This is a genomic window from Pseudomonas sp. Pseu.R1, assembly GCF_045764065.1.
In the GTDB taxonomy this organism is placed as follows: Bacteria; Pseudomonadota; Gammaproteobacteria; order Pseudomonadales; family Pseudomonadaceae; genus Aquipseudomonas.
Map to the genome: position 1 here is coordinate 5,905,162 of NZ_JBJGEE020000001.1, position 22,064 is coordinate 5,927,225.

Here is a 22,064-nt window from a genome sequence, read left to right on the forward strand (position 1 = left end):
CAAGGGGACGTTTATTCGCAGAGGGCTTCCTGACTGACGGCGATGAATTCGAGCATCTTCTGATTGCCATCAAGGATGTCGGTCTGGATCGCGTGCCGTGCCGCCGCCGGGTCCTGATTGCGCAGGGCGTGAAGCACTTCTTGATGGTGTTCGATGGCCATTGTCAGCGAGAAGTGTGCGTAAGCCTGGGCGATCAGGGGACCGGCGCGCATCCACAGGCTGTCAATGTAGCCACGCAGCACCGGCATGCGGGCGGTATCGGCGATGAGGAAATGGAAATCGCTGTTAAGGCGCAGCGCCTCGGTCAGGTCATTGTTGTTGATGGCTTCAAGGTTCAACTGGATGTTGGACTCGACGCGTTGAATGTCCGCGCTGGTCGCAGTGCGGGCAGCCGTTTCGGCCCCGAGCCCCTCAAGGTTAAGACGCAGTGTGCGGATTTCCAGATAGGCGGCGCTGTCCAACACCGGTACGCGGATGTCTTTCGGGGTTTTCAGCACCAGTGCCTTTTCCTTGGCCAGTTGCAGGATGGCATCCCGCACCGGCGTCACACTGGTTCCCAACTGGCTGGCCAGTTCGCGAATGCGCAATCGGTCGTCGGGCTTGAGCCCTCCCGTGATCAGCGCATTACGCAACTGGGCGTATACGTTGCTACCCAGATAGGTGTGATTGATGGCATCGAGTGGGTAGGACATGGTTCACCGAGAGGAGTAGGCATTTCTCGGGGGACTATACAACATGATGCATTAACCATTGAACCACCCGGGCTGACGAGCGTTGTGCCGGTCAACGAGGCTTGTGCAACAGTGCCTGTTCCAACGTCAGCATGGCGGCTTTCAACGCCTGCGCACATTGCTCGATAACAGCTGCAGGCACGCCGTTGTCACACCCTTGTTCAAGCTGCGTGCATAACTCGATGACTTCGTTGGCGCTGATGATCCGTGCCGCGCCCTTGATCTTGTGAGCGATGTCGTGGATCTCCTGACGGTTTGCGCGTGCAATGACCTCGTCCAGTTCTTTCGCATCGTCTCGGCAACTGCTGATCAGTTGCGTGATCAGGTGTTCGATCATTTCCGGCCTGTCCCCTGTCAATGCCAGAATACTGTCCATTTCAAAGGGGGAAGGTGTCACGGTGGTCTCCTTTTTCGAGGGGAGGAGTGCGATGCGAGACAGGCGCTCGTTGAGGGCGGTCAGGCTGATGGGCTTGAACAGGCAGTCATCCATGCCCGCTTCGCGACAACGTTGTTTTTCCTCGGGTTGAGCGTTGGCGGTAAACCCCAGTATCGAGCAGGGCGTCTGCCCGATGTGGCGCTCGTGTGCGCGGATCGCCCGCGTCAGGTCGTAACCGTTCATCACGGGCATGTTGCAGTCCACGATGACCAGATCGAAATGCCGCGCCTGCCAGCGCTCCAGCCCCTGAGCGCCTTGTTCGGCCACTTCGCAGCGATGCCCGAGAAACTCCAGTTGTTGACACAGCAGCAGACGGTTGGCGGGGTGATCGTCGACGACCAGAATATCGAGTGCGCCTTCGTGGTCATCGGTAGGATCCTTCGTGACGGGTGTGCTGACCAGTGGTTCCAGTGAGGTCAGATCGAACGTCATCTCTACCCGAGTACCGTCGCCAGGCTGGCTGTCGAGGGTCAGGGTTCCTCCCATCATCTCGCACAGGCTGCGGCAGATGACCAGGCCTAAGCCGGCGCCGGTTCGCGCCAGTTGCCCGCCGTGGTCGGCCTGGGCAAAGGGGGCGAACAACCGCGCCTGATCCTCGTGACTGATGCCGATACCGCTGTCCTGGATGACGACATATAGCCGAATGTGTTGGTCGGTCGCAGCGTCATCGGCCTGGAGCGTGATGCGGACCTGCCCGCTAGGGGTAAATTTGATGGCATTGCTGATCAGGTTGGAGAGGATCTGCTTGAACCGCAGCGGGTCGATCAGGACGTCGAGATTGATTCGGCTGTCCAGGTCCAGTTGCAGCGTCAGGCCTTTTTGACGCGCCAATCCGTCGAATACTCGGACCACCGACTCCACGAGTTGTCGCAGATTGGCCCGTTCGGGGCTTAGGGTGAGGCGACCTGATTCAATCCGTGCGATGTCGAGGATGTCGCCAATCAGTTCCAGCAGATCCTTGGCCGAGCTGTAGGCAACCTCGATGGCAGGACGGTCCAGTTGGCCCTGATCGGCGCGCTTGAGCGCCAGCTCCAGCATGCCGATGACAGCGTTCATCGGGGTACGGATTTCATGGCTCATGGTCGCCAGAAAGGTACTTTTTGCACGGTTGGCGTCGTCGGCCTGCTGCTTGGCCGTTTGCAGTTCCTCGATCAGTTGTCGGCGCTCACTGATGTCGATCCAGCCGCCGATGATGCCCTGTACCTTGCCGAGCGAATCCTTGAAAGGCAGGATCCAGTGGTAAATCGTCAGCGACCGCTCGCCGATGTGGAGAGAACGGTCGAGAATCAGTGGTTCCCCGTCGGCCATGACCTGGTGATAGTCCTCGACATATTCTCTGGCCTCCTGGGCATCACTCAGGACCCCATCGAGAATGCTTTTTCCGATCACCGCTTCACGCTGTGCGGAAAACGCGGTCAGGTAGCTCTCGTTGCACATTTGCAACAGGCCTTCGCGATCCCGGACGTAGATCGGATGGGGCGTGCCATTGACCAGCGCGCTCATGAACTCGAACTGATCGTTCAACGCCCGTTCGGCCTTTTCGCGCTGCTTGATCTGGCGCCGCATCCAGGCGTTCCATGCCAGCGAACCCAGCAGGAGCAGGCCGGCACCGATGACGATCTGATAGACCAGCAGTTGGTAATCCTGCCAGGCGCCGCTACCGGCGGGCATGTAGGTGCGCCAACGATTGTTGATGACGGCGAGGTCTTCCGGCGCAATGCTCGACAGCGCCTTGTCGATGATGCTGCTCAGTTCGGTGGCGTTGCGGGACGTCGCCATGGCGATTCGGGCAGGGTCACGGCCCACGGTGACACGCATTTGCAGCGTATCCTGCGCGGCACGGGAAGCGATGAAGTAGCTGGCGCTGAACAAGGAGGTAATTGCCCCTTCGACTCGTCCGTGGGCGAGCATGTCCAGGGCCTGGGCGGGGTTGTCTACCTCCACGGGATAAATGCGCGGATGGTTCTGTTGCAGGGTTTCCAGGATCGGGCTGCCGAGGGTGAGCGCGACGCGTTTGCCTTCCAGTTGGTCCAGGTTGGACGGGCCTGAAGGTTCCTTGCGTGTCACCAGGACGAAGGCATTGTCCATGTAAGGGCGGCTGAAGCTGAACCGGTTTTCACGCTCGTCGCTGGGCACCATGGCGCCGATCAGATCGGCTTGCCCCTGATTGAGCCGATTCATCATGTCCGCCATGCTGGGTGCATGGCGGACGTCGAAGCGAAGTCCGGTTCGCAGCCGGATCAGGTCCAAAAGGTCGGCTGTCACGCCGCGAAAGTTGCCGCTGGCATCGAAGAAGGTCAAGGGCGCGTACGCGTCATTGATCACCACGCGAACGGTCGGATGCTGAGCGATCCAGCGTTCCTCGCGTTGGGTCAGTTGCAGTTTCTGATCGGTGAGCAACATGTCTGCACCGGCACCCCAGCGTTTGGAGATCGCAATGCGTTCTTCGATGGGGATGCCTTTGAGTACCTGATTGATGATGTCCAGGAGTTGGGTGTTATCGGCTTTCACGGCAAAACTGAACCCGTTGGGTTCGTGTTTGCCGAAGTTGGCCATCTGTACGTTATTCAGGTAACCCTTGCTGATCACATAGTGTGTCGAAATCGCGTCGCCCAGGAATACGTCGGCCTGATTGAATGCTACAGCGTTGATGGCGCTCTGAAATGAGGGGAACGTTTGAAGTCGAGCCTTGGGATAGAGGGTGCTGATCTCCTCGGGGGGAAGGTAATGGTAAACCATGCTCAGGCGCAGACCGTTGAGGCCATCATTCAGTCCGCGCGTTTCACCGGTTCGGGTCACCAGAACGGGCTGATCCACGGCGTAGGGTGATGAAAGCCTGATTTTCTGGGCGGCGGCTTCGTAGCCATTGGCACTGCCGAGCAGGTCAATGTCGCCCTTGAGCAGTGCTTCGATGGCCTGATCTCGCGTGTCGTAGCGCAGCACCTTGACTGGAAGATCCAGCGCCCGGGCGACGATACCGATGTAATCAGCCGTGAAGCCCTCGTAATCGCGACCGGTCAGGGTCATGTCGAACGGCGGATAATCCGGTGCGGAAGTGCCCAGAATCAATTCGCGCTTGCTGCGTACCCACTGCCACTGAACCCGATCCAGCGTCACCTCCATGTGCGCAGGATTGGAGCGGCTCAGCAGGGTATAGCGTTCGGTCGCACCGGTTTCTGCCTGAGCGCCGAGGCTCAAACATGCCAGTACGACCAGTGTCCCGTAGTCCTTTAACCCTTTCGGCATCCTCTTTCTCACACTAGCGAGTTGCGTTTTGCCATCTCGATAAGTTCTACCAACGTTCTGGCTTTCAGTTTATGCATCAGGCGAGTCTTATACGTACTGACGGTTTTGTTGCTGAGAAACATTCCCTTGGCGATTTCCTTGTTTGTTCGTCCTTGGGCGAAGAGCTGAAGGACCATCAGTTCACGGTCATTGACCAGTTTGAAACGCTCCAGCTCGCTGGGGTCGCCACCCTGATGTGCGGACGCACCCAGTGCCTGGCTCGGGAAGTAATTGTAGCCAGAGAGGACAGCTTTGACCGAACTGACCAGTTCGCTGAGATCTTCCTGTTTGCATACATATCCCGCGGCCCCCGATTGCATACAGCGTATTGCAAATAAACTGGGCGCCTGCGCTGTGAGTACCAGAATCTTCGACGGAAGATTCATGGCGTTAAATCGGGCCAGTACTTCGAGTCCGTCCAGTTTCGGGATGCTGATATCGAGAATGATCAGGTCAGGCATGCACTCGCGCACCATCTGCATCGCGTCCACGCCGTTATCCGTTTCGCCGACGATCTCGTAGTTTTCATTCTCGAGCAGCATACGGATCGCGAGGCGAATGACAGGATGATCATCGATGATAAAAACTGAGTTCATAATTCAATCCATAGCAGGCAGCGAAGAAGACGCGCACCTTATCCCAGAAGCGTGAAGGTGCACATGAGCAGAACGATGCAGTGGTTATATATAGGAAACATCCTACAAAAATCAGAGTATTGCCGTACGCCAATACTCGGCCCGTTCACTGAGTGTTTAAAAAGCGGCACCGATTCTGAGCGAAAAAAGTTATAAGATAAAGTGCGTTTATTTCGATTGGGAATATTCCTACGTTTACATCAGTTTGGTACTACACGTAATAAACGCGGCGTTTTTTTGATGCGATGAACCCTGCCGCTGCTAACGGCATTTTATTAGGAATAAAGGCATCATTAATTGTCGCGGTTGCATTGCAACTGGCTATGAGATGTCAGGCAGGACTCAGCAGTCACTTGGTGAGAATGAAATAAGCCGCAATAGTTCAAGTGTATTCAATGGTTTGCTCAGGCACCCCAGTAATGGGAGGCCTCTTTCGAACGCTTCCCGCTGGATATCGACCAATTGAGCGTCCTCAAGGCCACTGAGTAACACCGCTTGGCGTACGAGATTGCGTCGACTGGCGATCTCGATCAGTTCGATGCCTTTCATGTCTGGCAAACGCTGATCGCAGAGGAGCACATCGTAAGGCTGTTCGCTTCGCTCCATGGCCGTCAGGGCGTCCTCGGCATTCAGGGCGGGGGTCACCCGGTACAATCCGTGGTTGTTGAGCAGGATCTGCAATGCGATGAGCTGAAAGGGATGATCCTCTACCAGTAGAATTCGAAGCATGTCTTTGGGCATCGGCAGGTTCCAGGCGAGGCGAAAGGGCCGGGCGCTTGTGCAGGGTGAGGCGCTCGGCGTATGCAGTGAAGGGCGGCTGCTGGGCGGTTGACGGATGGGCCTGCGCCGCGATGGGACGGGCGGATTATTCGTTAGAGGCCCGGAGGGGGCGATAGGACTTGTCTTGGTCGCGTGTAGGACGTTTCTGAAGATGCTGTTTTCTTTTCCGGAAGCGCTGAAAAGAAAAGCCCGATCACCCTTGGGATTTCGGGCCTGTCGCATTAGGTAAATTCGCTCAGACTGGGCTTGAACGGCCGGTCATCTCTCGGGCCATCTCGCTGGCGTAGCTGTCGGTCATGCCTGCGATGAAGTCGATGACCCGCAGAAACGACGTGTGCAGTGGCCATCCGGGATCGGGCGCATTGTTCCCGAGCAGGTCCAGGATGCGTCGGCTCTTGAACGACGGGGTATGTCCGCCGTATTGCTCCAGTGCGGCACCACAGAACGCGTTAAGCAGGATTTCCAGCGTGGTGTAGGCGCCGATTTCGTGCAGCGTTTTGCGCTTGTCCTGAAAGATTTTCTTTCGCGCCATGTCCTTGGCGCTCAAGACACATCGCTTGGCCGGGCCGTGCATGTGCTCCACCAGATCACCCTGCAGGGTGCCGGCGAGCAAGGCGTCCTGTTGCTCGACGAAAGCCCGGGCGGCTGCATTGGTCAGGTGCTCGATGGCTTTGCCCCGCAGGATGGCGAGTTTGCGGCGACGAGAATCGTCTGGCCCGAGTTGGCGGTAGGTGTCCGGCAGGTCGTCTCCCACCAGCCCCAGAAGCAGCGACTCGACCTCCGGGTAGTTCAGCAGCTCCATTTCCAGGCCGTCTTCGAGGTCGATCAGCGCGTAGCAGATGTCATCCGCCGCCTCCATCAAGTACACCAGAGGATGGCGAGCCCAGCGTTGTTCTTCGATTTGCGGCAGGCCGAGTTTGGTTGCGATCTGTTCAAGAATGGGCAGCTCGCTCTGGTAACAGCCGAATTTATGCTTTTTGTAGCCCAGTGAGTCGGCGTGGCGAGCGGTCCACGGGTATTTGAGGTAGGTGCCGAGCGTGGCGTAGGTCAAGCGTGTACCGCCTTCGAACTGGTGATATTCCAGTTGTGTCAGCACGCGAAAGCCTTGGGCGTTGCCTTCGAAGTTGAGGAAATCATTGCGCTCGACGTCGCTCATCGCGTCGAGCCAGCCGCGCCCGGCAGCCTGCTTGAACCAGTTTCGGATCGCGTCTTCGCCAGAGTGGCCAAACGGTGGGTTGCCGATGTCATGAGCCAGGCAGGCAGACTGTACGACCATGCCCAGGTCACTGGGATCGCACCAGTCGGGCAGGGCACTGCGCAGGGTTTCGCCGACGCGCATGCCCAGCGAGCGACCGACACAGCTGACTTCCAGTGAATGGGTCAGGCGTGTGTGAATGTGATCGTTGCTGGTGACCGGGTGGACTTGCGTCTTGCGCCCGAGACGACGAAACGCACCGGAAAAAATGATGCGGTCGTGGTCCTTGTGAAACGGGCTGCGCCCGAGTTCTTCTGGGCTGTGCAGGGTTTTGCCGAGGCGCTCGCGGGTGAGCAGGGTTTGCCAATCCAAGGCCGGTACTCCATCGGGTGATTACTGGCCTAGCTTCCCGTTTAGCTCCGCGCGCTGCAAGCAGAAGATGTCGGTCTCGCGCCGTCAAAAGCCTGCAGCGTCAACGTCAATCAGCAGCAGGCGTTTGCCGTTGTCGAAAAACTGCCCTGCCGTCAGGCAATACTGGTTGCTGGTGGCATCACGGTAGGTGTTGGACAGCGTGAGGCGGCGCTCATGCCAGCCTTCGGCGAGCAGGTGATAGAAGTAGGGGCGCCATGACCAGTTGTGGCCCAGATAGCGGGTATCCGCGAGCCAGGCCCCGTTGCGCCACTCCAGATTGGGGGTGAGTTGGGTGCCGTGACGATCGCATTGATAGAAGCGCAGCAACCAAGGGTAGTCCTGCACGTCCGGCAAGTCGCTCAGCGGAGCTTCGCCCTCGGCCCAGCCTTGCAGCCGATGCATGAGCTGACTCAACTGCTTGCGCAGGTTCATCAGGCGCTCTCGTTCCACGACTTTCTGCATCACGTACCGGTCGCGTAATTCAGCGAAGCGGTCGACGAACGCGTCGGCCGCAAAAAAGTCCTGCTCGGCCTGGGCAAAGAGGAATCCCTGTACATAGCGCGAGCCGCACTCCAGCGCGAAATGCAGCTCGGCTTCGGTCTCGACGCCTTCAGCGATGATCCAGCAGCCGGTTTTTTCGGCCATCTGCGCCAGCGCCTTGACAACGTCGCTGCTGGGGCCGCCTCTGGCCGCGGCCTGAAACAGCCGCATGTCGAGTTTGAGAATGTCCGGCTGCAACGCAAGGACGCGATCGAGTTGGGAGTACCCCGCCCCAAAGTCGTCGATGGCGATTCGTGCGCCAGCTTCGCGATAGCGAGCAACGACGTCGCTCAGGCGCTGGCTGTCGCCGCCCAGTTCGGTGATCTCGAACACGATACGTTGTGCGGGAATGCCATGCTGTTGCAACTGCTTGAGACTGGGCAGCGATTGGCCCGGACGCAGGCGGCTGATCCAACGTGGAGAAATATTCAGACTTAAAAACCAGTCGCTCGGTGCTTCGTGCAAGCGACTGAGCGCATCGTCACGAATCAGACGATCCAGGCGGCGCAGTTCGATGGCCGGGCGCTTGGGGTCAGCGAACAGGGGACCGACAGACAGCAAGCGACCGTCCTCCTGAAACAGGCGGCCCAGCGCTTCTATACCTGCAATACGGCCGGTGGCGGTATCGATGAACGGCTGAAAGCACGCTAGCGGTTGCCCATCGATCACATGGCCTCCTCAGAAATTATTGGCTTTGTTGTTCAAGCAAAAAAACGCGCCCTGACTCGGTGTGACTATCGAGTCAGGGCGCGGGCAGGTTTGTTTGCAAGAATGCAGCCAAATGGCCAGCTCAGGGGCGGCGACCGGACGTTTGCAGAATCAATCTAATGATGGGCATGAGGCTTGCGCTCAGTTTGATCAGCCGTGTGACGCTGCCGCTGCGCTTGCTGCGCGCGCCTTTGCCGGTGAGAAATCCCAGCAGCGAAACGATACCGATCCCCCAGAGCGGCGCGTGTTTGATGCCCAGCGAGCCGGGGAAATCGTGGGCCATGCCGCGCACGCGGTGCAGAGGGCGCATCAGCTGGGCGGATTCGTGACGAATCTCTTGGCGATGCATTTCCATGCGCAGACGGATCAGTGCCTTGCGCAACTCGCGGCGATTATGGGTTTGAGGCGAATCAGGGTGGCTCATGGCATCAGTCGCTCACGATCATTGGCCAGTTCTTCCAGGGTGGAATGAAACGGCGAAGATTCATCGAAGATCGCGGACCTCAGCCGCAGAGCGCAGAACAGCGCGGCCAGGGTATAGAACACGCACAGCCCGATAATGCCCGTCAGGCGGTAGCTGTCCCACATCACGATCAATAGCAATGCGGAAAGGCCGATGAGCAGAAGCAGGGCAAAGACCAGTGCCAGGCCGGCGAACAGCAACAGGCTGACGGTGCGGGCTTTCTGCTCTTGCAGTTCAATACCGAACAACTCGACGTGGCTGTGCAGCAACCCAAGAAACGCGGCACCCAGACGGCGCGGCGATGAGGTGTGATCGCTCTCGGACGGACCTGTTTCCAACGTCATATCAGTCAGCGCCTTGTAGCCAGCAGACCCAGCAGGAAGCCCACGCCAGCGGCGATGCCCACCGACTGCCATGGGTTGTTTTGCACGTATTCCTCGGTCGCGACCACCGCTTCCTTGCCGCGCTCACGCAGGGCGGCTTCGGCCAGGGCCAGGGTTTCCCGGGCACGCAACAGGCTGTCCTGAATCTGGTCGCGCAGTTCGTCGGCTTGGTCTCCGGCCAGAGACGCCGTGTGCGCCAGCAGTTTTTCCGTGTCTGCGACCAGTGTCTGGAAGTCTGCCATCAAAATGTCCTGGGCTTTCTCTGCTGTCGGGCGAGCCATGGTGTTCTCCGTAGGGGTGGCAATAATGGGTTTCGAGTATGGCCTATTAATGAAGGTTCATTCCAATTGCTGTAACAGATGACGGGAATGGCTGGTACAGGTTTTGCTTTGTAGTGGTGCGCCAGAGAGGCGGAGCGCTCCAATGCGGAGCGTGCATGTCGGCGAACACGCCGAAACCTTGATCTAAAACCATAAAACCGAGAAAAACGCCTAGGCGTTCAGCTTTTCTGCCTGTCTGTGTGCGCCAAATTGGTTCGCGCAGTCTCGTCTTGCGCCTGTTTGGTGCTTTTGTCGTGAGCGGTCAGAAGGCTTGTCCTGCTTTGGTGCTTTTCATCACTTGCAGGCCTGCCCGTCGATGGAAAATGTGCAAAGTGCGGTGGACACCTTGGTCCATAGCTCCAATACCCTGTTTATCCTGATCGGTGCTGTCATGGTTCTGGCCATGCACGCCGGTTTCGCGTTTCTGGAAGTCGGCACGGTCCGGCAGAAAAATCAGGTCAACGCGTTATCGAAAATCCTCAGTGACTTTGCTGTCTCGACCCTTGCGTATTTTTTCGTGGGGTACTGGATTTCCTATGGTGTCAGCTTTTTGCAGCCTGCCAGTGTGTTAGCGACTGACCACGGCTACGGGTTGGTGAAATTCTTTTTCCTGCTGACGTTCGCGGCGGCCATTCCGGCCATCATTTCCGGCGGTGTTGCCGAGCGCGCGAAGTTTGCCCCCCAACTATGTGCAACGGTGCTGATTGTCGCTTTCATTTACCCGTTCTTTGAAGGCATGGTGTGGAACGGCAATTTCGGTTTTCAGTCCTGGCTGCTCAAGTCCTTTGGGGCAAGTTTTCATGACTTCGCCGGGTCGGTGGTAGTACACGCCATGGGCGGCTGGCTGGCCCTGGCGGCCGTGACGTTGCTCGGCGCGCGCAATGGTCGATATCGCGACGGCAAGTTGATTGCCTATCCGCCTTCGAGCATTCCGTTTCTGGCATTGGGGTCGTGGATCCTCATCGTCGGCTGGTTCGGCTTCAACGTGATGAGCGCCCAGACGCTGGATGGCGTCAGCGGCCTGGTGGCCGTCAACTCGCTGATGGCCATGGTGGGCGGCACGGTGGCAGCGTTGATTGTCGGGCGCAACGACCCGGGGTTTCTGCACAACGGCCCGCTGGCCGGACTGGTGGCAGTTTGCGCGGGTTCCGACCTGATGCATCCGGTGGGGGCGTTGGTGACGGGCGTGATCGCAGGCGCCTTGTTCGTCTGGTGTTTTACGGCGGCGCAAGTGCGCTGGAAGATCGACGATGTATTGGGTGTCTGGCCGCTCCACGGCCTCTGTGGCGTTTGGGGGGGAATCGCCTGTGGCATTTTCGGCCAGACCGCGTTCGGCGGCATGGGCGGGGTCAGTCTGATCAGTCAGTTGATAGGTAGCGCGTTGGGCGTGGTCATTGCGCTGGCGGGCGGCTTTCTTGTGTATGGCGTGGTCAAGCGGTGCCTGGGCCTGCGCCTGAATCAAGAGCAGGAGTATTACGGCGCCGACCTGTCGATTCACAAGATCGGGGCGGTCAGCCACGATTGAGGGGTGATGCAGGTTGGGCGCTGGTTTTAGCAACTTGCTGACCGGCCTCATTCGTCGTCAACCGTTGGCTATGCTTACTCGCAACCGAGTGGGCATGGCTGACGTTGTGCATGCCCCTCGACTTTCCTGTCTTGTCGTCACCCTTGGGTCGACGTCTGCTGTGGGAGAAGTCGATGGAGCGTATCTATTCCCTTCAGGGGCTGAGGGGCGTGGCGGTGCTAGGGGTGGTGCTTTTTCACATGACCGCCGTAGAGCACAAGTATTCGGGCGGTGACATTCTGTTGCCGCCATTGCTGGATTTCTTCCAGCTCGGGGTCGATCTGTTTTTCATCATCAGCGGTTTCGTGATGGTGATCGTCAGTCGTGGTCGCTTCCGGAAGATCGCTGAATCCAAGCGCTTCCTGTTCAACCGCGTATCGCGGATCTATCCCACTTACTGGCTGTACTACGGTCTGACCCTGGCGGTGGTGCTGGTGCAGCCAAATATGGTCAACAGCACGCACGGCTCGTCAAACCTGCTGATGTCGTTCCTGTTGCTGCCCAATGACAAGGTGCTGCTGGTGATGGTGGCCTGGTCATTAGTGTTCGAGCTTTGGTTTTATTTGGTGTTCACCGGGCTGATGCTGTTCCGCGAGCGCTGGTTGCCCGCGTTTCTCGCGCTCTGGGCGGTGCTGCTGGTGGCGTTCAATAGCGTTGAAAACTGGCAGGACTACAACGCCGCGTTACGCATTATTCTTCATCCCTATTCGCTGGAGTTCATCATCGGTGTGGCATTGGCGCTGTTGTTCTATAGCCGCCATTGCGCGCGGATTTCGACGCCGATGATTTTCGTGGCACTGGCGGTGGCGCTGATTCCAGGGGTGGGGCTGATCGGTTACTACCAGCTGTTCGATGACCAGGGGCTGGTACGCATGTTCTCGGTGGGGGCGGTGTTCGGCGTGCTGGTGCTGGGGTTGGCGTTACTGGAGCGACGCCACTATTTGCACATGCCGCCGTTTCTTGTCGCTGTTGGCGATATGTCCTACACCGTGTACCTCTCGCACCTGCTGGTGCTGGGTGTAATCGGGCGTTTCTGGCAGGTGTTCGGCAGTTGGTCAAGCAGCCTACTGGACAACGTGCTGTTCGCGTTGCTGATGATGATGGCTGTGCTGTGTTACGGCTGGGTCGGCTATCGCTGTTTCGAGAAGCCGATTCTGGACCGCTCCAACGATTTTTCCCGGCGCCGCTTCCGGCTCGACGGTATTTCCGGACGGGCCTAAACTGGCCGCACGTTCCGAAATCTGCCAACGGAGGTCTGCGCCATGCCGCCGGAATGTCAGCTATTCAGCACTGTGGGGTGTCATTTATGTGAGGTGGCCGAAGCCGAGTTGATGCCGCTGGTCGAGCATGGCCTGCTGATCGAGCTGGTGGATATTGCCCAGAGTGAAGCGCTGGCCGATGCCTATGGGTTGCGCATCCCGGTGTTGCGGCGCACTGACACCGGGGCCGAACTGGACTGGCCGTTCGACACCGGGCAGGTGGTGACGTTCTTGTGTGACTGAGCGCAGTCGCAGTCTTCAGAGGTATTGCGTGTCAACGACCATCGCTTTGGCGACGGCTTCTTTCTGCGCTTCGGTCATGCCGTCCCAGACGTGGACTTTGGCGTAGTAGCCAAGGCCCGCGACGATGTACAGGCTCAACGTGAAAACGATGAACACCGACATGAACGTCCAGCGACCGACATCGTGCTCGTCATCCGAGAACGATTGCGAATAGCTGTCTTCGCTTTCGGCGGGGGTGCCGGTGGACAGGCGTTTGATCCATTGAAACAGTTGAACCAGCATGGCGTAACCTCAAGTTTGAAAAACGAAATCTGTCGTGGGCCGTGGGCTGATCCGCGCCAACAGGGCCGACGTTGCATGTCCGGCGATTGCGCCTGGAGGCGCGTTACAAACGCTGAAAACGAAAAAAGCCCGTCGAGGACGGGCTTTCTTTTTATGAGTTCAGGTCTGGCAGACGTTTTCGAGTTCGATCACGAAGCATTTCGTGTCGGTTCGGATTCGCGCCTGCTTGCCGATTTCGTAACATTTTAGAACAAATCATTTTCAGCTTCTACTGCTGTCATGTAGATGTCAGACAACTGGTACATCGGTGGCGTGCGACAAAACGTCGCGTGATCGTGTAACGACCGGAACAGAGCCTTTCGCGCTCATGATCATGCTCCTCGCGCACGAATAGACCCTGAGCGATAATGCCGTCCTTGTTGCATCCGACCCTGAGTGACCCATGTCCGATTCTGCCTTCATTCCCGCCAACAGTCAGGCCAGTACTCTGTATTTGCCGCCAGGCACCTGGCTGACGGTACTTGACTGCCTGTGCGAGCGTTTCAGCGCCATCAGCCGCGATCAGTGGGTGGACCGGTTTGCGCGAGGGCGCGTGCTGGATGGCGAAGGGCGGCCTGTTGCGCTGGATCGGGCGTACCGCGAGGGGATGCGGATTCATTATTTCCGCGAAGTGCCCGATGAGAAGCCGATTCCGGTGCAGGAGCAGATCCTGTACGCCGACGAGCATTTGGTGGTCGCCGACAAGCCGCATTTCTTGCCGGTCACGCCGTCAGGGGAATACGTCGAGCAGACGCTGCTGCGGCGTTTGATTCGTACGCTCGACAACCCGCATCTGGTGCCCCTGCATCGTATCGACCGTCACACCGCAGGGCTGGTGCTGTTTTCGGCCAACAAGGACAGTCGCTCGGCTTATCAGTCGCTGTTTCCGACCCGGCAGATCGATAAACGCTACGAGGCGATCGCCCGCGCATTGCCTGATCTTGAGTTTGCGCGGGTGCATAAAAGTCGCCTGGTGGACGGTGAGCCGTTCTTTCGCATGCAAGAGGGGGAAGGGCCAGCCAATACCGAAACCCGGATCGAGGTGTGTGAGCGCAACGGTGACCTGTGGCGCTACGGGCTTTATCCCGTCACGGGCAAAAAGCACCAGTTGCGGGTGCACATGGCAGCGCTCGGGGCCGCGATCTGTAACGATCCGTTTTACCCCGACGTGGTCAGGGATGCGGTCGATGATTATGACAAGCCACTCAAACTGCTGGCGCAGGGCTTGCGTTTCATTGATCCGGTGACGGGCCAGGAGCGATCCTTTGAAAGCAGCATCACGCTTGCGTGGACGTGAGCGCTCACGCGGTGCCCTCGTTGTAGCCGTATGACGTGCCTGCGGTGGCGTACGAAAGATCGCTACCGCCGGCAAGCCGGACAGCTACGGGAGTGGGGTGTTCACGCTGTAGTAGCAACGTCTGGCGTTTCCTCCCAGCGTCCCCTCAACCCTTAGGCCAATACGTCGTTAACGGCGGATGGCGCCCAGTCACCGGGTCGCTCTCCGGAAAGGGCAATGTGGCCATGCGTTCGATCATGGCTTCGGTGGGGGCTTCTCGGCAGATGTCCCAGTTCTGACCCGGCGGGTAGCCGCCCACCACCAGAAAATCGCTGCTGGCCGACAGACGACAATGGCCGGTTCCCGCAGGCAGGAGCACCACATCGCCTTTTTTAACAGTGACTTCATGCCCATTCGGCCCGCCCAGCATCAAACGCACGCTGCCTGCGGCAAAGCCGAGTACCTCGTGGGCGGTGGAGTGGTAGTGGTGATAGTCGAACACCCCGTCGCGCCAGGCCGGTTTCCAGCCATTCTGCGTGAACAGCGCTTCCACGGCCGACGCAACGTCGCCCTCGGTGATCACGTCGCGGTAATGCAGCACGGGCAGGCGCGGGTTGTTGGGCACCCAGCCATTGCGTTGCAGGAGCAGTGTTCTGGGTGATTCCATGGTGTTGGCCTCTGCACGATGGGTCGGCAATATCAGTGCGCCTGCGCCGATGATCAATGCTCCATTGATGAGATGGCGCCTGTTCAATCTCGTCATGCTGATTCCCTCCCTTTGGCTAACCTGACCTCAGGTTGCCTGTTGCCGTTCCCCCGAATCCCGTTTGATTGAAACCTTGAACGCCCGCGACGGTCGGTTAATTCGTGCCCGCAGAACAAAGGTCATTTGTGCCTGCCATGCTGTTCGGCGTTGGGCGACACATCGATAATTTCGACGATTTTTGTGTGTCCAGATTCGGCCCATGGAAGGCTGACACGAGGTTAGAACAATGATGGTGTTGCAACGCGTTGCCCTGCTGATGACCGCCGCGGCCTTGCTCAGTGCCTGCGGTGAAAATTCCAAGTTGCCGTTTCAGGCCGGTGTGGGCCCCAAGCCGCAATTGCCAGAACCGACCACGACGCTGATTCCGACGCTAAAGATTTCCAAGGCAGTGGGCTGGACGGGCAACGACATGCCCAAAGCCCCGGAGGGCTTCAAGGTTCAGGCCCTGGCCGAGAACCTTCAACACCCGCGCTGGTTGTACAAGCTGCCAAACGGCGATGTGTTGGTGGCCGAAAGCAACACGCCGCCCAAGCCCGAGGGCGCTACCGATGGCGGCACGGGGTTGATGGCGTGGGCCAAACGCACGGCATCGGGGATCGTCATGAGCCGCGCGGGCGCCAAGGCGGAGAGTGCCAACCGCATCACATTGCTGCGTGACGCTGACGGCGATGGCAAGGCCGAAGTCCACAAGGTGTTCATCAGCGGGCTGACTTCACCGTTTGGCATGGTGTTGGTGGGCAACGATTTATTCATCGCCAACGCCGACGCGGTGGTCAAAGTGCCGTACAGCGAGGGCCAGACCGAAATCACGGCCACGCCGGTCAAGGTGACGGACCTGCCTGCGGGCCTCAACCATCACTGGACCAAGAACATCATCGCCAACAGCGACGGCAGCAAGCTGTACGTGACCGTAGGCTCCAACAGTAACGTGGGTGAAAACGGTCTGGAAGCCGAAGAGGGGCGGGCGGCGATCTGGGAGGTTGACGCGAAAACCGGGCAGAAACGCCTGTTTGCCAGTGGGCTGCGCAACCCGAATGGTCTGGCCTGGAAACCGGGCAGTACCGAGCTGTGGACGGTGGTCAACGAACGGGATGAGATCGGTAGCGATCTGGTACCGGATTACCTGACGTCGGTGAAGGATGGGGCGTTCTACGGCTGGCCATGGAGCTATTACGGCAACCATGTCGACGTACGCGTACAGCCGCCGCGTCCGGACAAGGTGGCCAAGGCGATTGCACCGGATTACGCGCTCGGTACGCACGTCGCACCGCTGGGGCTGACGTTTTCCGATGCGCGCGGCATGCCGGAGAACTTCTCCAATGGGGTGTTCATCGGCGAGCACGGATCGTGGAATCGCAACCCGCAATCGGGCTACAAAGTGGTGTTCATCGGATTCGAGAACGGGCAGCCGACGGGCATGCCGATTGATTTTCTTACCGGTTTTCTGAACAAGGACGGTGAGGCTCAGGGGCGTCCGGTGGGGGTGATCCTCGATCAGCAGGGTGCGTTGCTGGTGGCTGATGATGTGGGGAACAAGGTGTGGCGGGTGAGCAAGGCTCATTAGAAGTCAATGGTCGAGCGCCCCGTTTTTATCATGTGTGCTCTCGCTCTCGCTCTCGCTCTCGCTCCTGCTTTTGCTCTTCATACGCGACAGTCCAGACACCGCGTTGGAAGATCAAAATCAGGATCAACGCATTTTGAGTCTGTCACCCTTTGGGCGTTCTGGTGACGCAGCGAGCCCGTCGTAGTTTCATCGTTCGGCGGCGCGCTTGGGGCTGTCGTCGTCGCACCGGCACATTGGAGGCGAGGGCAACTTGTGCTGTACTGCGCGGCGTGCCTGTTGTCCTTCATCCTCGTCACCGGATAACCCCATGAGTGTTTCTTCCCGTTCCCACAGCCATGTGATCGGCATGTGGCTGATGGTCGGTGTGGCTTTCGTATTCGCCAGCCATGATGCGTTGTCGAAAACCCTGATTCTCACGCTGCCGGTCATTTTCGTGGCCTGGGCGCGCTATCTGATTCATACCGTGATCGTCACGCGGGTGATCGTTCGGGAAAAACGCGAAAATGCCTTCCGCACCCAGCGGCCCTGGCTGCACCTGCTGCGGGCGGTGTTTCTGCTGGGCGACAGCCTGACCTTTCTTTTTGGCCTGACCCACGTGCCGCTGGCAGAGTCGACCGCCCTGGTGTTTCTAGCCCCGGCCTTCGTCACCCTGCTGTCGCCGCTGCTGTTTGGCATCCGCGCAGACCGGTTGCAGTGGTTATCGGTGATCGTCGGTTTCATCGGTGTGCTGGTGGTGATCAACCCGACCAGCGACGGCTTTTCGCTGTGGATGCTGTTTCCGCTCGCTTCGGCGTTCTGCTTTGCGGTCTATCAATTACTGACACAACTGGCCGGAGAATCGGACAGCCCGTCGGTGTGCAGTTTTTACGTGGGTGTGTTCAGCACCGCGTTGCTGAGCCTGGTGGTGCCGTTCTACTGGGCTTCACCGACGCTGCTTCAGTGGGGGATGTTGTTGGTGCTGGGCGGGATGGGCATGTCAGCGCACCTGTTGATTTCCAAATCCTATGTCTATGCCTCGTCCTCGGTGCTTGCGCCATTGGGCTATCTGCAGATCCTCTTCGCGGCGGTGTACGGGGTGCTGTTTTTCGACAGTTACCCCGTGTTGTCGTCGACACTGGGCATGGCGCTGATTTGCCTGAGCGGGCTGTTGGTTTACCTCAAGCGTCCTCCGATAGCTGTGGCGGAGTGACGGCGGGGGCGCCATCAGCGAGAAAACCGTCGCGCGCCCACCACGCACAGGATGACCGCCAGGGTCACCCCCAGCATGCCGATGCTGACCTGCTCGTGCAGCAGGGACGCGGCCAGCGCCAGTCCGAAGAACGGTTGCAGTAACTGAAGCTGACCGACCGCTGCGATCCCGCCCTGCACCAGCCCGCGATACCAGAAGACGAAGCCGATCAGCATACTGAACAGCGAGACGTAACCGAGGCTGATCCACGCCGGTACACCGATGTGAGCGAAAGAGGGCGGGGCGCTGAACCACGTCAGCCCCAGCATCAGCGGCAGCGCCAGCACCAACGCCCAGCAGATGACCTGCCAGCCCCCCAATGTGCGGGACAATTTCGCTCCTTCGGCGTAACCCAGGCCACACGCCAGAATGGCCAGCAGCATCAGCAGATCGCCCATCGGTGAGGCGCTCAGGCCCTGAGACACGGCAAAGCCCGCCACCAGCGAGCTGCCCAGCAACGAGAACATCCAGAATGCCGGGCGAGGCCGCTCACCGCCGCGCCACACGGCAAACGTGGCCGTGGCCAGTGGCAGCAGACCGACGAAGACGATGGAGTGGGCGGAGGTCACGTATTGCAGAGCCAGTGCCGTGAGCAGTGGAAAGCCGATCACGACGCCAAGGGCGACGATGCACAGCGGCCATAGCTGAGCGCGGGTCGGGCGTCGTTCTTTGAGTAGCCAGAGCAAGCACAACGCCACAACTGCGGCAATGGAGGCGCGGGCGACGGTGAGGAAGAGCGGCGCGATGTCCTGTACTGCGATGCGCGTCGCGGGCAGGGAACCGCTAAAGATCACCACGCCGATGAGACCATTGAGCCAGCCATTGGCAGCGTGTCGTTGGAGCAGGGGCGAGGTGTGTTCCATGGCGTTGCGTCCGTCCAGTCGTTGCGTTGAGCGAATCCTAGAGCGCAGAATCAAGACAATCAAAGAATTGTCATGGATACATTCAGCATGCCCCGTGCGCGCTACAAGACGCTGGTCGACCGTTTCGCCAACGACATTGCCTCGGGGGCGCTGCCGCCCGGCACCCGCTTGCCCACTCACCGGCAACTGGCCGAGCAGGAGGGGCTGGCGCTGGTGACGGCGTCCCGCGTCTACGCCGAACTGGAGACGATGGGGTTGATCAGTGGCGAAACCGGGCGAGGCACCTTCGTGCGAGAAATCGCCTTGCCCCTCAGTCATGGCGTCGATCAGCAAGCGGCCGTCGCAGGCGTGCTGGACCTGAATTTCAATTACCCCGCGTTGCCGGGGCAGGCGGAAACGCTGCGCACCGGGCTGCGTCAACTGGCGCTTTCAGGCGATCTGGAGGCCCTGCTGCGCTATCAGCCCCATGCGGGACGCGGCCATGAACGGGCCTGTATGGCCCGGCATGTGCGGGAGCGTGGGTTGCAGGTCAATTCAGATGAGCTGCTGATTGTCAGCGGTGCACAGCACGGTCTGGCGGTTACGGCCTCTGCGCTGCTCAAACCGGGTGATGTGATCGCCGTCGACGCGCTGACGTATTCGGGGTTCAAGGTGATCGCTGAAGCACACCGGCTGGAGATGTTGCCCATCCCATTGACCGACGCAGGCCCCGATCTCGATGCGCTGGAAAAGCTTTGTCGAACGCGCCGGGTCAAGGCGGTTTATGCGATGCCGACCTTGCACAACCCTATGGGCTGGGTGCTGGGTTTGCCATGGCGTGAGCGTCTGGTGGTCATCGCGCGGGAGCATGACCTGATGTTGATCGAGGACGCCGCCTACGCTTTTCTGGCCAGCGAACCGCCGACGCCGTTGCGCACGCTGGCGCCAGAATTGACGGTGTATGTGTCTGGCTTTTCCAAGAACGTGGCCACGGGGCTGCGGGTGGGATTTGTCGTCGCGCCGATGCCGTGGGTGCCCGCCATCGAGCGCGCCATCAGAGCGACCACCTGGAATACACCGGGCGTGATGACGGCGCTGGTGTGCAACTGGATCGAAGACGGCACTGTGGCCCGGCTTGAGGCCGAAAAACGTCAGGACGCCATGCAGCGCCAGACACTTGCGCGCAAGGTGCTGGCCGGGCTGAGCATCATTGGTCATCCCGCCTCTTACTTCCTGTGGGTGGTGCTGCCCGAAGACGCCCGAGCCGATCAGGTGGCCATGGAATTGCTGGCCCTGAATGTCGCGGTGTCGACCGCAGAACCCTTTGCCATTTCAAACCCTGTCCCCCATGCGATCCGGCTGGCGCTGGGGTCGGTAGACGCCGTGACCTTGTACGATGCGCTGCATAAAGTCCGCCAGGTTATTGGTAACTATGGGGGCTGAATTAGTCGGATTAAGCCTATGGGAAAGTTGTTTTATTCAATAATCGGTAAAGGACTCTTTCGGTGCACACACCATTCGTGAAATCGATAGTTAACATCATCAATCGAGAGTTCTTTTTTTTCAGTAAAGGAGCAGGATAGAGCCATACCGAATTGGCTTTAGAAGGACGCCCGCGATGAGAATTTCAACCCTGCTGACGCTTGTCGCCGTACTGACCGGTGGTCTCATCGCTGCTGCTCCTGCCTTTGCCGCCGCCTCCGCTGCCGAGGAGCCGGTGTGCCACTTCATGCCGATGGCTGACAGCAGCATGGGCCTGAGAAAGTCGCAGTCCGTGGGTGTGCTCTACAGTGAAAACACCGTCAGCACCCTGCAGTATCTGGAGCAGTACCACGCGGTTGCATTGAAAGGCGTGAAGAATGGCGCACTGGACTCGCGGATTCGCGAAGCTTTCGTCAACAGCTCCGATCCAAAACTGGCCATTGACTGGCTCAAAGGCTCGATCGCCAAAGAATTTGCCTCGGTCACGGTGTACGACAACCTCGACGCCTTGATGCAGGCCAAACCCGATGTGGTGGTCATGCTGGACACTTACAGCCAACTGGTGACTCAACGTAATAACAAGGTCGAAGCGCGGTTCGTCGCCAAGTTCTATGACGCGAATCTGCAATACATCGGCAAGGCCGAAGGCCTGGGTGCCAAAGAGCTGAATTCGGTCTGGGTCCATGACAAGGCGGCCCCTGAAATCGCGGCACAGATCAACCAGCAACGCGACCTGCAAGTCGATGCGCTGAAACAGTTCGACATGTCACTCAAAGCGCTGGTGACGTCCGGTGAAGTGGCGCAAGTAGCAGGCAACTGACACGGGCACTGTTGGCTTGATCGAAAAAGGCGAGGTCAATCAGATGGCCTCGCCGATGTGCTTTCAGTTAAACAACCCCGCCGCAATATTGATGGAAAACCCCAGAATCGACGTGTTGAACAGAAAGCCAATCAACGACTGGGCCAAGACCACTTTGCGCAGGTTGCGGGTTGCCACGCCCACGTCTGACGTCTGTACTGCCACGCTGATGGTGAACGAGAAGTACAGAAAGTCCCAATAATCCGGGTTCTGCTCGCCATCGGCAAAACGCAATGCCGATTCCTCCCCGTCCCACGTGTAGAACATCCGCGCGTAATGCAGGCTGAAAATCACCCCGATCAACAACCATGAACCGACGATGGTCAGGCCGGTGAACGCGTAATGCAGCGCCTTGTCACTGGGTGCCATGTCCTTGATGCCCGCCAGCTCCAGCACGATGGCCGCAAGGCTGGCAATCGCCGCCACGCACACCAGCATCAGCACCAGCCCGGCGTTCTCATCCTCGACCTCGGCAATGCGTCGCACGTCTTCGGCGTTGGAGTTGGTGGTGCGCAACATGATCAGCACCATGTAGATCCAGCCCGCGACGTTCCAGGCGATCAGGCATTTGCTGGTCAGGGTGATGGCGGGGGCGAGCAGGGCGGCGGCAATACCGGCGACAAGGCCCAGGGCGATGGCGATGGTCAGGCGAGGGTGGGTCTGGGTCAGGCGCGTCATGGGTGGGCTTCACTGCACGAAGATGGGCAGAGCCTAGCACGGCGTCATGAATAAAGCGGAAGGAAGAAAAACGGCGCGCAAGGGGTTACGCGCCG

21 protein-coding genes are annotated in these 22,064 nt (G+C 59.0%); 8 read left to right on the plus strand and 13 right to left on the minus strand.

Annotation, left to right across the window (positions count from 1 at the left end; genetic code table 11):
- Nucleotides 1-11 precede the first annotated feature (11 nt).
- The 9 genes from ACI5GA_RS26880 to ACI5GA_RS26920 form a co-directional block, all read right to left on the minus strand.
- Entirely contained in the window at nucleotides 12-692 is a 681-nt protein-coding gene (locus ACI5GA_RS26880) for a GntR family transcriptional regulator (protein ID WP_404634595.1), read from the minus strand.
- Nucleotides 693-783: 91 nt separating this feature from the next.
- On the minus strand, nucleotides 784-4,413 hold the full coding sequence (locus ACI5GA_RS26885; protein WP_421425008.1) for a transporter substrate-binding domain-containing protein: 3,630 nt from the start codon (nucleotides 4,411-4,413) through the stop codon (nucleotides 784-786).
- A gap of 8 nt (nucleotides 4,414-4,421) precedes the next feature.
- Nucleotides 4,422-5,048 (minus strand): response regulator, encoded by a 627-nt coding sequence (locus ACI5GA_RS26890; protein WP_404634599.1) that lies wholly within the window; start codon nucleotides 5,046-5,048, stop codon nucleotides 4,422-4,424.
- A 381-nt stretch (nucleotides 5,049-5,429) separates the two neighbouring features.
- A complete protein-coding gene (locus ACI5GA_RS26895) occupies nucleotides 5,430-5,828 on the minus strand; it encodes a response regulator (RefSeq protein ID WP_404634601.1) in 399 nt (132 codons plus the stop codon).
- A 274-nt stretch (nucleotides 5,829-6,102) separates the two neighbouring features.
- Nucleotides 6,103-7,434 (minus strand): deoxyguanosinetriphosphate triphosphohydrolase, encoded by a 1,332-nt coding sequence (locus tag ACI5GA_RS26900; protein WP_421425010.1) that lies wholly within the window; start codon nucleotides 7,432-7,434, stop codon nucleotides 6,103-6,105.
- A gap of 84 nt (nucleotides 7,435-7,518) precedes the next feature.
- Complete coding sequence (locus ACI5GA_RS26905) at nucleotides 7,519-8,682, minus strand: EAL domain-containing protein (protein WP_404634605.1); 1,164 nt, start codon at nucleotides 8,680-8,682, stop codon at nucleotides 7,519-7,521.
- Nucleotides 8,683-8,803: 121 nt separating this feature from the next.
- Nucleotides 8,804-9,145 (minus strand): hypothetical protein, encoded by a 342-nt coding sequence (locus ACI5GA_RS26910; RefSeq protein WP_421425013.1) that lies wholly within the window; start codon nucleotides 9,143-9,145, stop codon nucleotides 8,804-8,806.
- Nucleotides 9,142-9,528, minus strand: coding sequence for a phage holin family protein (locus ACI5GA_RS26915; protein WP_404634609.1), 387 nt, complete (start codon nucleotides 9,526-9,528; stop codon nucleotides 9,142-9,144). The genes ACI5GA_RS26910 and ACI5GA_RS26915 overlap by 4 nt, the downstream gene beginning before the upstream one ends.
- 5 nt (nucleotides 9,529-9,533) lie before the next feature.
- Nucleotides 9,534-9,848 carry a DUF883 family protein gene (locus tag ACI5GA_RS26920; protein ID WP_404634611.1) on the minus strand — a complete coding sequence of 105 codons (315 nt, stop codon included), beginning with the start codon at nucleotides 9,846-9,848 and terminating at the stop codon, nucleotides 9,534-9,536.
- 355 nt (nucleotides 9,849-10,203) lie between these two features.
- On the opposite strand from ACI5GA_RS26920, the gene ACI5GA_RS26925 reads away from it, so the two are divergent.
- From ACI5GA_RS26925 to ACI5GA_RS26935, 3 genes are all read left to right on the plus strand, one after another.
- Complete coding sequence (locus ACI5GA_RS26925; RefSeq protein ID WP_421425017.1) at nucleotides 10,204-11,412, plus strand: ammonium transporter; 1,209 nt, start codon at nucleotides 10,204-10,206, stop codon at nucleotides 11,410-11,412.
- Between the two features lie 173 nt (nucleotides 11,413-11,585).
- Nucleotides 11,586-12,671, plus strand: a complete 1,086-nt coding sequence (locus ACI5GA_RS26930; protein ID WP_421425018.1) for an acyltransferase family protein — start codon at nucleotides 11,586-11,588, stop codon at nucleotides 12,669-12,671.
- Between the two features lie 42 nt (nucleotides 12,672-12,713).
- A complete protein-coding gene (locus ACI5GA_RS26935; protein WP_404634617.1) occupies nucleotides 12,714-12,953 on the plus strand; it encodes a glutaredoxin family protein in 240 nt (79 codons plus the stop codon).
- 15 nt (nucleotides 12,954-12,968) lie between these two features.
- Here the strand turns inward: ACI5GA_RS26935 and ACI5GA_RS26940 are convergent, their stop codons facing one another.
- A complete protein-coding gene (locus tag ACI5GA_RS26940) occupies nucleotides 12,969-13,235 on the minus strand; it encodes a hypothetical protein (protein ID WP_404634619.1) in 267 nt (88 codons plus the stop codon).
- A gap of 442 nt (nucleotides 13,236-13,677) precedes the next feature.
- On the opposite strand from ACI5GA_RS26940, the gene ACI5GA_RS26945 reads away from it, so the two are divergent.
- On the plus strand, nucleotides 13,678-14,571 hold the full coding sequence (locus tag ACI5GA_RS26945; protein ID WP_421425021.1) for a pseudouridine synthase: 894 nt from the start codon (nucleotides 13,678-13,680) through the stop codon (nucleotides 14,569-14,571).
- Nucleotides 14,572-14,716: 145 nt separating this feature from the next.
- Here ACI5GA_RS26945 and ACI5GA_RS26950 read toward each other — a convergent pair whose 3' ends face one another.
- Nucleotides 14,717-15,313 (minus strand): cupin, encoded by a 597-nt coding sequence (locus ACI5GA_RS26950; RefSeq protein WP_421425022.1) that lies wholly within the window; start codon nucleotides 15,311-15,313, stop codon nucleotides 14,717-14,719.
- Between the two features lie 229 nt (nucleotides 15,314-15,542).
- Between ACI5GA_RS26950 and ACI5GA_RS26955 the strand changes: the two genes are divergently transcribed.
- Both ACI5GA_RS26955 and ACI5GA_RS26960 read left to right on the plus strand, forming a co-directional pair.
- The gene (locus ACI5GA_RS26955; protein ID WP_404634625.1) at nucleotides 15,543-16,880 is read left to right on the plus strand and encodes a PQQ-dependent sugar dehydrogenase; all 1,338 of its coding nucleotides are present in this window, start codon (nucleotides 15,543-15,545) and stop codon (nucleotides 16,878-16,880) included.
- Nucleotides 16,881-17,187: 307 nt separating this feature from the next.
- On the plus strand, nucleotides 17,188-18,069 hold the full coding sequence (locus tag ACI5GA_RS26960; RefSeq protein ID WP_421425024.1) for a DMT family transporter: 882 nt from the start codon (nucleotides 17,188-17,190) through the stop codon (nucleotides 18,067-18,069).
- 14 nt (nucleotides 18,070-18,083) lie between these two features.
- Here ACI5GA_RS26960 and ACI5GA_RS26965 read toward each other — a convergent pair whose 3' ends face one another.
- Entirely contained in the window at nucleotides 18,084-18,971 is an 888-nt protein-coding gene (locus ACI5GA_RS26965; protein WP_421425027.1) for a DMT family transporter, read from the minus strand.
- Between the two features lie 87 nt (nucleotides 18,972-19,058).
- Here ACI5GA_RS26965 and ACI5GA_RS26970 point away from each other — a divergent pair, with 87 nt between their 5' ends.
- Entirely contained in the window at nucleotides 19,059-20,393 is a 1,335-nt protein-coding gene (locus ACI5GA_RS26970) for a PLP-dependent aminotransferase family protein (protein ID WP_421425547.1), read from the plus strand.
- A 175-nt stretch (nucleotides 20,394-20,568) separates the two neighbouring features.
- Nucleotides 20,569-21,252 (plus strand): ATPase, encoded by a 684-nt coding sequence (locus tag ACI5GA_RS26975; protein ID WP_421425029.1) that lies wholly within the window; start codon nucleotides 20,569-20,571, stop codon nucleotides 21,250-21,252.
- A 63-nt stretch (nucleotides 21,253-21,315) separates the two neighbouring features.
- Here ACI5GA_RS26975 and ACI5GA_RS26980 read toward each other — a convergent pair whose 3' ends face one another.
- A complete protein-coding gene (locus tag ACI5GA_RS26980; RefSeq protein WP_421425031.1) occupies nucleotides 21,316-21,969 on the minus strand; it encodes a DUF1345 domain-containing protein in 654 nt (217 codons plus the stop codon).
- Nucleotides 21,970-22,064: the final 95 nt, after the last annotated feature.